At 54.5% G+C, this 12,984-nt stretch carries 7 protein-coding genes; all 7 read left to right on the top strand.

The annotated features are described in order from the left end of the window. The first annotated feature begins 27 nt into the window (after positions 1–27). From A11A3_RS07670 to A11A3_RS07640, 7 genes are read left to right on the top strand one after another with little or no spacing between them, the layout of a single operon-like run. Entirely contained in the window at positions 28–1,131 is a 1,104-nt protein-coding gene (locus A11A3_RS07670; protein WP_008928710.1) for an SIR2 family protein, read from the top strand. 2 nt (positions 1,132–1,133) lie between these two features. After that, entirely contained in the window at positions 1,134–2,873 is a 1,740-nt protein-coding gene (locus tag A11A3_RS07665) for an ATP-binding protein (protein ID WP_008928709.1), read from the top strand. A 2-nt stretch (positions 2,874–2,875) separates the two neighbouring features. Continuing rightward, entirely contained in the window at positions 2,876–5,617 is a 2,742-nt protein-coding gene (locus A11A3_RS07660) for a DNA methyltransferase (protein ID WP_008928708.1), read from the top strand. A gap of 19 nt (positions 5,618–5,636) precedes the next feature. Next, complete coding sequence (locus A11A3_RS07655; protein ID WP_008928707.1) at positions 5,637–7,439, top strand: RNA/DNA-binding domain-containing protein; 1,803 nt, start codon at positions 5,637–5,639, stop codon at positions 7,437–7,439. Beyond that, positions 7,436–10,255, top strand: coding sequence for a helicase-related protein (locus A11A3_RS07650; protein ID WP_008928706.1), 2,820 nt, complete (start codon positions 7,436–7,438; stop codon positions 10,253–10,255). The genes A11A3_RS07655 and A11A3_RS07650 overlap by 4 nt, the downstream gene beginning before the upstream one ends. Next, a complete protein-coding gene (pglZ, locus tag A11A3_RS07645; RefSeq protein WP_008928705.1) occupies positions 10,252–12,252 on the top strand; it encodes a BREX-3 system phosphatase PglZ in 2,001 nt (666 codons plus the stop codon). The genes A11A3_RS07650 and pglZ overlap by 4 nt, the downstream gene beginning before the upstream one ends. A gap of 5 nt (positions 12,253–12,257) precedes the next feature. Beyond that, positions 12,258–12,983 (top strand): hypothetical protein, encoded by a 726-nt coding sequence (locus A11A3_RS07640; protein ID WP_008928704.1) that lies wholly within the window; start codon positions 12,258–12,260, stop codon positions 12,981–12,983. The last annotated feature ends 1 nt before the right edge of the window (position 12,984 follow it).

Raw genomic sequence — 12,984 nt, 5'->3', positions numbered from 1 at the left:
TGAATCTATTAGAAGCAGGCAGCTGAATTGATAACGGACGTGATGCCACCTTTAACTGAAGAAGCAGCGGTCGAAGCCATTCGTGACTTCTTCCGAGGCAAGCCGTTCGTCTTCTTCGGCACAGGCATGTCCTGCGCCTTGGATCTGGGGTTTGGTATGCCCGCGCTGAGGGACGCCCTCATTGAGCAGATGCAGCACCAAACACTCAACGCCGTTCAGTGCGAAGAGTGGAACGCAGTTGTGGAGCACCTTCAACAAGGCGGCGACCTGGAAGGCGCGCTGGATTCGGTGAGTAACCACGATTTGCTGAAAATGGTGGCCGCCATTACAGGTGAATTTGTCGCCAGTCTAGATAAGAAATTCGCCTATGCCATAGCGCAGGGGACCACGGAGTGGCCAGCAATCAGCTTGTTAAACCGGTTGCTCGCAACGCTACCTGATAGCGATCCAATTCTGCATGTGCTGACGCCAAACTACGACATGCTATTCGAATATTCCTGTGATTACTCCGCCATGCCCTATACGAATGGCTTATTTGGTGGCGTCGAGCGAAAAGAAGACTGGAGCGCCATAGACCGAGCATTGCTCTCTCCCTATAAAACACGCCAAGGCACCAAGATCAAAACCTTGTTTCGGCACAGAAAGCATATCCGCCTTTATAAGGTGCATGGCTCGCTAAACTACTTTCTACATCGAGGAACTGTCATCGAGAACAACGCCTGGATGTGGAGCCCGCCTGGTTTCGCTGAGCGTGTGATGATTACGCCAGGACTATCGAAATACCAGGCGCTTCAGCGATACCGACGTGAGCTGCTCCAGTTTGCAGATGATGCCGTAGAGAGCGCCACGCATTTTCTATTCCTCGGTTACGGCTTCAATGACAGCCACCTTGAGGAATACATGAAACGAAAGCTTGTCACCCAGTCCAGTCAAGGACTGATTGTGACGCGAGACTGCAACCCACGAATAGAGTCATTGCTTGAAGAGGCAGATAACCTCTGGTTAGTCTGCAAAGAAGAAGATGGTGATGGCTCCCGAATTTATAACAAGCGGCACTCTGGATGGTTGTCCTTACCCAACCAGAAGCTCTGGGACGTTCGTGACTTTACACACCGGATATTTGGGGGATAACCATGCCAATTTTCACATTCGACGCTTCGTACTTGCTCGGCAAAGTCCGCTCGGTAGATACGCGAAAAGTTAATGTTCAAGTCAGGAGCGATGAGGACCTCCGAAAGGCTCGTGTTGGTCAGCTAGTTGCCCTGGATCTTCCAGGTGCTACCGAGGAATGGCTCATCGGGATCATTGAAAAGGTTGTCAAGACGCCGGTTCTGGAAGAAATAGCCGGGTGGGACGAGCAAGAGTCAGATGAAGACACCTCTCTGGATTTACCGAGAGAGAGCGTTCATAACACGGTCCAGCTTACCCTGGTAGGCACCGTCTGCCTGACCGTGAACAACAACGCCCGGTTCTCTCGCTCCCTGGTGCAAGTACCAGAGATTGATGCCCAGTGTTACATCCTGCGGGATGCTCAACTGCAGTCCTTCATGAACTTACTTTCCGCAGAGAGCAAGACGGATCATTCGCTGGAGATCGGCTGCTACACCATCGACGAAAGCGCCAAGGCGTACCTCGATGGGAACAAGCTCTTTCAACGCCACGCAGCACTTCTGGGAAGCACAGGATCGGGCAAATCCTGGACCGTTGCATCAATCCTGGAGCAGGCAGCCAAACTGCCATCATCCAACCTGATTGTATTTGACCTGCACGGTGAATATCGCGAACTGGGCTATGCAAGGCACCTCCGTATACCTGGCCCTGAAGAACTGGGCAATGCAGACCCCTCACTCCTGTTCCTGCCTTATTGGCTCCTCAATGCCGAGGAGCTGCAAGCCATGTTCATCGACAGAAGTGAATTCAGTGCCCACAACCAAGTGATGGCGTTCCAAGATATTGTGGTTGGGGAAAAACGCAATGTCTTAGAGTCGCTTGGCAAAACGGATGTCCTGAATGCGTTTACTCTGGATAGCCCTGTACCCTTTGACATCAATAAAGTTATTGACGAGTTAAAGCGGCTCAATGAAGAGAAGGTTCCTGGCTCTGGAAGCAATATGAAGCAAGGGCCGTTTTTTGGCCAATTCAGCCGATTGCTGTTGCGCCTTGGCAGCAAGGTGAGTGACAAGCGTTATGGTTTTCTTTTCCAGGCCCCAGAAGCACAGCATGACTATGGCGCTATGGCGGACTTGGTCAAGCGGCTCATGGATTTTTCCGAGCAGAGCTCGCAGATTAAAGTTATCGACTTCTCCGATGTGCCTGCGGACATACTCCCGGTCATTATCGGACTGGTGGCACGGATCATTTACCAAGTTCAGTTCTGGACAGATCGTGACAAGAGACAACCCCTTGCTCTTGTGTGTGATGAGGCCCACCTCTACCTACCCAAGAAGGATGGCAAGAATCCAGTTGAGCAACGCGCAATCGAAAACTTCGAGAAGATCGCGAAGGAAGGCCGGAAATATGGTGTGGCTCTGTTTGTCATTAGTCAGAGACCAGCTGATGTCAGCACCACGATACTCAGTCAATGCAACAACGTCGTTGCGCTTCGCCTGACTAATGGCGACGACCAGAATACGGTTAAGAGACTGATGCCGGAAAGCCTGGAAGGGCTGATGGACACGCTCCCCATTCTGGACATTGGTGAAGCCCTGGTCGTCGGTGACGCAGTGCTGCTGCCAAGTCGAATCCGAATTCACGAACCCACAGAAAAACCACTGAGCGCCACCATCGACTTCTGGGATGAGTGGAGCAAAGACCCCAATGCTCCTGACTTCGAGAAGTCAGTAGAGAACATGCGCAGACAGAACAGAGCATAAACATGAACGATCAACTTAATTTTGGCCAGACAGAGGCATCAGCCCAACCGGTGGAATGCCTAGGGCAAACTTTTCCGAGCGATGAGGCTCGCCGTGAGCATTTTCTGAAGCTATTGTCTGAGAAGCTGAAAGATCCGGAATTTCGTAAGCAGGAAGGCTTTCCGCAGGGAACGGATGAAGCCATTTTGGCTATGTCTGACCCGCCGTACTACACCGCTTGCCCGAATCCTTTCATAACAGACTTCGTCTTGAAGTACGGAAAGCCATACGAACCTGCTCAGAAATACAGCAGGGAGCCTTTTGCGGCTGATGTATCAGAAGGGAAGAACGATCCAATCTACAACGCGCATAGCTATCACACAAAGGTGCCGCACAAAGCAATCATGCGCTATATCGAACATTTCACGTCGCCCGGTGACTTAGTGCTCGATGGTTTCTGTGGCACGGGAATGACTGGGGTTGCTTGTTCCCATGTGGGAGAGGGAAGAAAATCCATTCTCGTTGACCTTTCACCAATAGCCACTTTTATCGCAAAAAACCTTAATGGGACTCTCGATGCAGTCGTCTTTGTGGAGTCTGCCAGAGCGCTAGTTGATAGTGTCAAGCTGAAGGAGCCGAATCTCTATAAAACCAAGCACTCAGGCTGGAAGGTAAGAGATAGAAAAATCGTCGAGCACAAATCCTACAAACACGTAGATTCTTCGCAGGGAGAAGTTGAATTTGTCCTCTATTCCGATGTTGTTTCTTGTCCAAACTGTGGCGCTCAGTATCCCTTCTACTCCATAGCTGTTGATGAGATCGAAGATTCACTTCGATCGGAGCTCAGCTGCCCGTCTTGCAGCGTTATCTCCCGAGAGACGGATTGGGAGACTTGTTACGAGAATCGGATTGATCCCTTGATGGGCGCTGCACATAAGGAAGCAAAGACTGTCCCTGTGTTGATCAATTACTCAGTAGGCAGCAGTAGATATGAAAAGATTCCTGATAATGAGGATCTTGCTGCCATTCGAGAGATGGAGGGAAAGCTTAGTCATTTAGATTTTCCTGTGGTTGAGCTAATTCCAGGGAAGGAAACGCAAAGAAACGTCTCAAGGGGCATCACACATTTGCATCACTTCTTCACGTCGCGTGAGTTGTATACCGTTGCTCTGCTATTGCATCACATTAAGAAACATCAATCAGCATCGATACGACACGCGTTGTTATTTGCGCTTACGGCTTGTTTGCCCTACGCATCAAAGATGCGGCGATTCCGTGCCGACAGGAAGGGCGGCGGCCCATTGTCTGGAACACTGTATGTTGGGTCCCTAACTACGCCACCAAATGTTCTTAACTCCTTTCTACGTAATGCTGAAACCATTGCTTCAAGTTTGTCTTACCAGCGGGCTATGAAGAAAAGCAACATCATTTCTACCCAGAGCTCTACGACGTTATCCAGGATCTCGGATAATAGTATCGATTATATTTTTGTGGACCCTCCCTTCGGGAGTAACTTCGATTATTCTGAGCTAAATTTCTTCTGGGAAGCCTTGCTTGGTGTTGTAACGCATCAGTTTTCTGAAGCAATAGTTAGTAACTCGCAAGAGAAGAATATTGCTGATTATCGATACTTGCTGACTAGGTCTTTCAAAGAATTTTTCCGCACTCTGAAGCCAGGAAGATGGATGACGGTAGAATTTTCAAATACTAAGGCGTCTATTTGGAACACCATTCAAACGTCCTTGCAAGAAGCAGGATTTGTTGTCGCCAATGTTTCAGCTCTGGATAAGAAACAAGGTAGCTTTAAGGCAGTAATGACTGCAACTGCGGTCAAACAAGATCTTGTCATTTCGGCCTATAAACCAAACGGTGGACTTGAAGAAAGGTTTGAGACAACCGGAGGTAGCGAAGAGTCAGTATGGGACTTCGTCCGAACACACCTGAAGTACCTGCCAACTGTAAAGGTTAGAGGCGGAGTGCTTGAGTTTGTCACCGAGCGAGACCCTCGAATAATTTTTGATCGTATGATTGCTTGGTTCGTTCGTCATAATACTGCTATTCCACTTTCGAGCCAGGAATTCCAAGAAGGATTGCGACAACGGTTTCCAGAGAGAGATGGAATGATTTTCCTGCCTGAGCAGGTGGCCGAATACGACAGAAAGCGAGCTCAGGCTACACAGGCGCCACAGCTAGAAATGTTCGTTTCGGACGAGCGCAGTGCGATCGATTGGCTTTGCGATTTCTTGAAGAAGCGCCCATCTACCTATGCAGAAGTTCACTCCGAGTTCATTAGGCAGATCGGCGCGGGCTGGCGAAAACATGAATCCAAACCCGAGCTTTCCGACTTGCTTGAAGACAATTTCTTCAAGTACGACGGCAACGGCGACGTCCCGAGCCAGATCCACAGCTATCTATCCACGAATCACAAGGATTTGCGTGGGCTGGAGAAGAACGATCCAAATCTGATCGCCAAAGCCAAGGATCGCTGGTATGTGCCCGACCCCAACAAGGCGCAGGATCTGGAGAAGAAGCGCGAGAAAGCGCTGCTAAAGGAATTCCAGACCTACCTGGCATTCACCGGCCGTCGGCTCAAGGAGTTCCGGCTTGAGGTACTGCGCGCGGGCTTCAAGGAAGCCTGGGCAAGCAAGGACTATGCAACCATCATCAAGGTGGCGCAAAAGATTCCCGATGCCGCCCTACAGGAAGATGAAAAGCTGCTGCTCTGGTATGACCAGGCCCTGACCCGCACGGAGGCCGACAGTTGATGCCCTACGAGGAGTTGCCATGAATCAGGATGAACTGCTCGCTCGCCTGAATGGCATCGAGTGGAACGACTTCGAGTGCAAGCGCGCCCAGCGGGGTGTGCCGGAGGATGCCTACAAGACCGTCTCCGCCTTTGCCAACACAGCGGGCGGTTGGCTGGTGTTTGGCGTGAGCGAGCGGGACGAACGTCTTGAAATCTCCGGTGTGGAAACCCCGGACAAGGTGCAGAACGATTTTCTGGCGGCCTTGCGGGGCGGCCAGAAACTGAACCGGGTCATTGCCGTGGAGCCTCACCGTTACGAGATCGACGGCAAGCACGTGTTCGCCTTCCATGTACCGGAGGCGACCCGTGCGGATAAGCCGGTCTATCTCAAGGGCGACCCACGCCAGAGTTATGTGCGGCGCGGTGCCGGTGATGAGCAATGCACCCAGAGTGAGCTTGAACGCCTGCTGCGCGATGCCTCGCAGGAGCGCTATGACGGCATGGTCTTGCCCGATATGCCGGTGGACCGCTGCTTCGACCTGGACACGGTGAAGTGGTACCAGGCTCAGTTCGCGCGACGCAACCCGGAGCATAAGGAGATTGCCGACCCAACCGAGTTCCTGCTCAACTGGAATTTCATCGTCGAGCAGGCGGGTACGTTGCTGCCTACCCGCGCCGGTGTGTTGTTGTTTGGCGAGGGGCGCTACGTGCGGCAGATTCTGCCGCGCCCGGTGCTGGACTATCAACGTATCGATACCGCGTTCGAGCATTGGTCGGCGGAACAGCGCTGGCACGACCGCTATGTGTTCGAGGAAAACATCTTCCAGACCTGGCAGGGGCTGGTGGCTCGCTACATGCGCATTGCCGAGCACCCCTTCTCGCTGGACCCATCCTCCCTGCGCCGCACGGACGATCCGCCGGATTATGTGGCGTTCCGCGAGGCGGCCATCAACCTGCTGATTCACCAGGACTATGGCGACCATGGCCGTAAGGCGTCCATCCGCCTGTTTACCGACCGCACCATCTTCTGGAACCCCGGCGATGCCTTCGCCACCGAAGCCGAGTTGCTGGACCCCACCGAGAAGGAAGTCCGCAACCCCTCCATCGTCAAGGCATTCCGGCGCATTGGTCTGTCGGACCAGGCGGGCACGGGGATTCGCGCTATTTTCCGCAATTGGCATGAACTGGGCCGGGTACCGCCTCAGTTGAACAATGACAAGGCGCGCAAGCAGTTTGAGCTGGTGTTACTCAATCAGCTCCTGGTCACCGAGGCCATGCAGCACTTCCGCCAAACCATTGGCGCCAATCTGAACCGGGAGCAGGCCGATGTGCTCGCCTTGGCCCTGGGGCAGCCAGATGACGGACGGATCAGCCTGACGGACATTCGCGGCCTGGGGGTGGCCACCACCCAGCAAGCCAGGCGAATCGCCGATTTCCTGGTTCAGCAACAACTGCTGCAGGCGGTAAGCGACACCCTGTTTGAGGTGCCGGAAGCGCTGCGTCAGCGCTTTGCCGGAGCGCCTGTGGCAGGCACAGGGAGCGGGACCCAGCAAGCGAAACCCTCTACCGGGGAAGTTACCGGGGAAGTTACCGGGGAAGTTACCGGGGAAGTTACCGGGGAAGTGCGCAAGCTGCTGTTGGTCATGGCCGGAGAGATGAAGCGGGCGGAGATTCAGGCCGCACTGGGCCTGAAACACGAGGACCACTTCCGGGATGCCTATCTCAGCCCGGCGTTGGCGGCTGGCGTCATCGAAATGACCATTCCGGACAAACCTCGCAGCAGCAAACAGCGCTACCGGCTAACCGCCAAGGGCCTTGCCCTGCAAGGAAAAGCACAATGACGGGCAAGGTGTACGCCGTTGGCGATTGGTGCTGGCACAAGCGGCTGACTGCGCCTTGCCGGGTGGTGGACAGTCAATCGCTGTGGGGAGAAAACACCTATCGGGTTTGGCTGCCAGCCAAGGATGCCGTGGTGCGCGCCCGCGCCGAGGAGCTCGGCTCACTGGCTGACGTGCAGCCGACGGCTGATCAGATTCTGCATACAGCTGCCGCGGCCAAGCTGTGCGCTGCGCTGGAGGACAACCTGCTGCTGGCCCCGATACAGTCCAGCGTGGTGCCCCTGCCGCATCAGCTTCATGCGCTGAACAGGGCCATGAGCCGGGACCGCATTCGCTACCTGCTGGCGGATGAAGTCGGCTTGGGCAAGACCATTGAAGCTGGCCTGATCCTGCGAGAGCTCAAGCTGCGTGGCATGGTGAAGCGCGTGCTGGTGGTCGCTCCCAAGGGCTTGGTGCGTCAGTGGCAGGCGGAGATGCGCTTGCACTTCGGCGAGGCACTTCGCTTCATCGAGGCAGCCGACCTGGCCGCCTTTCGCACCTGGCGGAACAACGATGACAACCTGTGGCGCATGCATGATCAGGTGATCTGTTCGCTGGACTCGGTAAAACCCATCGAAGCCCGCCGTGGCTGGAGCCTGGAACAACTCGACACCTACAACCGCGAACGCTTCGAGGACTTGGTATCCGCCGGTTGGGACCTGGTGATCATCGACGAGTCGCACCGCATGGGTGGCAGCACCGAGCAGGTCGCTCGCTACAAGTTGGGCGCTGCGTTGGCAGAAGCTACCCCCTATTTACTGTTGTTGTCTGCTACCCCCCACCAGGGCAAGACCGATCAGTTCATGCGTCTGATGCAGTTGCTGGATCGTGAGTCTTTCCCCGACGAGAACAGTATCAATCGCGACCGGGTACAGCCTTATGTGATCCGTACCGAGAAACGTTCCGCTATCGATGCCGAGGGCCAGCCACTATTCAAGCCGCGTGCAACCAGGCTTCAGGCCGTGGCATGGCAGAACCGCCATGCAGCTCAGCAGACACTCTACGAAGCGGTGACCGACTATGTGCGCCATGGCTACAACCAGGCCATGGCCGCCAAGCAGCGCCATATCGGTTTCTTGATGATTTTGATGCAGCGCCTTGTCACATCCAGTACGGCAGCCATTCGTGCCACACTGGAAAAGCGCCAAAGTCTGCTGAAAGAACCGCAATCGCAAGCCAGCTTGTTTGATACGACAAGCATGGATGAATGGGCTGAGTTGGATGGGCAAGCGCAAGTGGATATTGCGGTGCAGGCCAGTGGTTGGGAGCAGGAGAAAGCGGAAGTCGAGATGCTGCTCGACCTGGCGCGCGAAACCGAGCGCCAAGGTAGCGATGCCAAAGCCGAAGCCCTGTTGGAACTGATCTACAAGCTTCAACAGGAAGAGAGCGATCCGCAGCTCAAGGTGTTGGTGTTTACCGAGTTTGTGCCCACGCAGGTCATGCTGGCGGAGTTCCTGGAAAGTCGTGGTTTTTCCGTGGTGTTACTCAACGGCAGTATGGATCTGGATGCACGAACCAGGGCACAGCAGGACTTTTCCGGCGATGTGCGCGTGCTGATCTCGACGGATGCCGGTGGTGAAGGTTTGAACCTTCAGTTCTGCCATGTGATTGTCAATTTCGACATGCCCTGGAACCCCATGCGATTGGAACAGCGGATAGGCCGCGTTGACCGTATCGGGCAGCCTCATGTGGTGCGGGCCATCAACCTAGTACTCGAAGACACGGTTGAGCACCGAGTTCGCCAGGTGCTGGAAGAGAAGCTGGAGATCATTGCCCAGGAGTTCGGTGTAGACAAAGCGGCGGATGTCATGGACTCGGTGGAAGTGGAGCCGATTTTTGACGAACTGTTCGTGCACGGCTTGCAGGACCCAGACCGTATTGACCAGGAATGTGATGCCGTCATCGACCAGGTACGGGATAAGGTAGCCGCAAGCCGCACGGACAGCGACCTGCTGACGGAGGACTACAACCTGGAAGCGGATGATGCCCGAAAATGGCGCGACCATCCCGCGCAGTATTGGCTGGAGCGCGCCATCACTACCGGGCTGCCCTCGCGTGGCGGCCAGGCGGAAAAACGCGATGCATCGTGGAGGGTGACCTGGCCGGACGGCAGTGAATCGCCCCGTGTTTGCTTTGATGCGCGCACCGCCGAGCAACACCCCGAAATCGAGTGGGTCACCCTGGAGGACGCTCGCGCCCGCGCATTTATCAGTGAACTGCCACGCTGCGTGGCGGGGCAACCCCTGCCAATAGTTTCAATACGTGGGCTGCCTGAATCGGTTACCGGCGTATGGTCACTCTGGGAGATCAGTTTGGACGCTTCCCATGTCTCTGACCGATTCAGCCGTCGTCGCTTCCTGCCTGTCTTCATTGCCGAGGATGGACGCAGCTTTGTGCCTACCGCTAAACGAATTTGGGACTTGTTACTGACAGAGCAATTGTCTCTCTCCTCTGAGCTGGAAATCGAACAGGCTGGCGATGATTTTGAGCGTGCTTTAAGTGCTGCCCGAGATCAAGGTGCGCGGTTGTTTGCTGAATTACAGGAAGAACACCATAGCTGGCTTACCGAGGAACGGGAGCGAGCGCGCTATGCCTTTGAAGCTAGATATCAGGCTATCGGCCGCATTGGGCTTCCTGCCGTCAGGGAGCACAGACGCAAGCGCCTGGATGCGGAACACGAAACCCGTATGGCAGCGCTACAGGATGCCGAGCAGGGAACCCCGGAGCTTAACGCTGTATTGATGTTGCGGGTTGGCAGTAGTGGGAGGAATGCAGCGTGACGAATACCGCTTGGGTAAACCGTATCGTTGAAGATCTCCCATCCGATGTATCTCGCCTGTGGATTGTCTCGGACCCGGATGGCGTCCTGCTCGATGAACATGTTCTGGCGAGTTTGCGTGAACGTGGTTTTGAGACGCTGCTGTTCGAGGATAGTGTAGCGTTCCGAGCAGAATACGAAGAACGCTATCGCGCGGCCTGGGATCAGGGAGAAGCTGCCCCCTCGGATGCACTCATTTTGCATCTACGGGAACACCAGACGAGCGAACTGCCATGGGACTACTTGCGTCATGGGCGCAGCTTGAACCTGAGTCTATCCACGCTGCTGCCAAAACTCAGTTATTCAGTCTTGCGGCAACTGGACAACGAGATGCTGCCCGCCCTGTTCGAGGCACAGTCCCAGCATGCACAGCAGGTTCTGGGGGAAGCGGCCACCAAAGAATTTGTGCTGACACATATCTTTGAACTTGGCCCTCATCTGATAAAAAAGCCGGAGCAATTTTGGCGGGAACTGCTGCGCTTGCATTACCGCGAGTCGACACTGCCATTGGTGCTGGCTCAGTATGTAGAGCAAGTGCTAGGCAGCCAGACGACATTCAAAGACATCCCTCTCGCCGAACTGTTCTCGAATAGAAGCCATACACTGCGAGTGGTGCAGGAAGCCTGGTATGACTTCCTGGAAATGCATGGTCTTACTGGCAACCGTATCAGGGAACCCTCACCACCAGAATCTAGCAACAAGCTGAACATTCCCTTTGATCACCCTGATGTCTGGCTGATCGTTGACTCCATGTTCCTGGATGGCACTCTGCACCCACTGGAAGTCTCGGGGACATCTGCAGCGTTGCCTGAGTGGGCCAAGGTGGGGATAGTCCAGACCCCGCTGGACATGCGTACCCTGGTGTCGAGCGGCATCAAGACATTGCAGGACGAGATACCAAGCACCGATTCAAGTTATCGCGACTGGGCACACTTTGCCCGCCGTCTTGGCGAAATTATTTCGCGCTTCAACGGCCTGGATGCCAGCCGTGCCGAAGGTTTAAGAAATGATCTACTAACATTGCAGATGTTGGCTGACTCTCAGCTCCAGGCATGGTTGGTGAAGCACTACTCTGACCTGCCATCGCTCCCGGCCGTGAAGGGTCCGATCATGTTGCATCATGTCCCTCGTTTTCTATCGATACGGCGAGATCATGGTGAACAGAAAATCGCGCTGCTTCTGTTCGACGGACTGGCCATCGACCAGTGGGTTCAGATCCGGGAAAGCATCACCAAATCCATGTCTCAATTGATATTCGATGAGCAAGCTTGTTTTGCCTGGCTGCCAACGCTGACATCAGTTTCTCGGCAAGCCCTGTTTTCAGGTCTGCGCCCACGTGAGTTTGCCGACAGCATCGAAACGACATCCAAAGAACCAGGACTGTGGGATCGCTTCTGGCGAGACCATGGGCTGACATCCAGAGAGGTTTTCTATCGTAAGGCCATCAAGCGAAATGACGACTTGACTGGCCTGGAAGCTGATTTGTCTAACCCCGCTGTCAAGGTGGCAGGCATTGTCGTCGACACTGTAGACGAGATGATTCACGGTGCGGTGCTTGGCAAATCCGGCGTGGCAGCGCAAATAACAAAATGGTGTGAATCCGGCTTTGTTGAAAAACTGTTCCAGATGTTGCTCAGCAATGGCTTCAGTATTTACCTGACGGCGGATCACGGTAATGTAGAGGCGGTAGGCATAGGCCGACCGAATCAGGGCCTTGCTCCTGAGCTTAGGGGCGAGCGGGTGCGAACTTATCGTAGCGAAGCACTGCTTGCCGAAGCCTTGGCGACGAACCCTGATGCCTTCAACTTGAGCATTGGCGGCTTGCCAACGGACTTTATGCCGCTTTTTGCTGGAGGCCGTGGAGCCTTCGTACCGAAAGATGACCAAATAGTAGTGCACGGTGGACCTTCCGTTGAGGAACTCATCGTGCCGTTTGTAAAAGTGAGCCGTGTAGTTTGAATACCATGAAACCCTCTGCACCTAAAATTGGCTTTGATCGCTTCATACCGCTCGAATGGGCGGCGGCAGCGCTTGATGTCCGTGCAGAGTCAAATACCCTAGACGACTTGAACGCACTGCTGGATCAAGCTGAACTTGGGGCGGCTGCCCGCAAGAAAACCCGCACCGTTCTCAACCGACTTTGGCTTGAACCGCGACCAGAGTTAGCAGCATTCGCTGATCGTGGCATTGCCATTCATAAAGCTGACCCAAACACTCCCGTCGCCGCACTAACCTGGGGGATGGCGATAGCCACCTACCCGTTTTTCGGCAGGGTAAGTGAGCTTGTTGGACGACTTTCTTCCCTGCAAGGCGATTGTGCGTCGGCGGAAATTCATCGCCGTATGAGTGAAACCTACGGGGAGCGCGAAGGCACCTATCGAATGACGAATATGGTCTTGCAGTCGCAAGCAAGCTGGGGAGCCATTGAACGTATTGAGAAAGGCAAGCGGTTAGTGCGCATGCAGCCGATCGTGGTCAGCAATGAGCAGGCTGTTAGCTGGCTGATCGAAGCCGCATTGATGTACAGCGGAAAGGCGCTTCCAGTATCCAGCCTGTCATCACTGGCCGTGCTTTATCCTTTCATTCTCGATCAGCCGCTAAGCTACCTTGTTTCCAGAGGTGCAAGCCTGGGTGTGAGGACTGAAGGGACTGGCAATCAATTCGTTTATTTGGACAGACGGCAACTCTGAG

It is taken from the genome of Alcanivorax hongdengensis A-11-3, assembly GCF_000300995.1.
GTDB classification, from domain to species: domain Bacteria; phylum Pseudomonadota; class Gammaproteobacteria; order Pseudomonadales; family Alcanivoracaceae; genus Alcanivorax; species Alcanivorax hongdengensis.
This window is presented reverse-complemented; position numbering and strand designations above follow the sequence as displayed.

Excerpts from the sequence above, each read along its gene's own strand:
- A11A3_RS07665 (WP_008928709.1), top strand. The coding sequence starts at position 1,134 with ATGCCAATTTTCACATTCGACGCTTCGTACTTGCTCGGCAAAGTCCGC.
- A11A3_RS07660 (WP_008928708.1), top strand. The coding sequence starts at position 2,876 with ATGAACGATCAACTTAATTTTGGCCAGACAGAGGCATCAGCCCAACCG.
- A11A3_RS07655 (WP_008928707.1), top strand. The coding sequence starts at position 5,637 with ATGAATCAGGATGAACTGCTCGCTCGCCTGAATGGCATCGAGTGGAAC.
- A11A3_RS07650 (WP_008928706.1), top strand. The coding sequence starts at position 7,436 with ATGACGGGCAAGGTGTACGCCGTTGGCGATTGGTGCTGGCACAAGCGG.
- A11A3_RS07640 (WP_008928704.1), top strand. The coding sequence starts at position 12,258 with ATGAAACCCTCTGCACCTAAAATTGGCTTTGATCGCTTCATACCGCTC.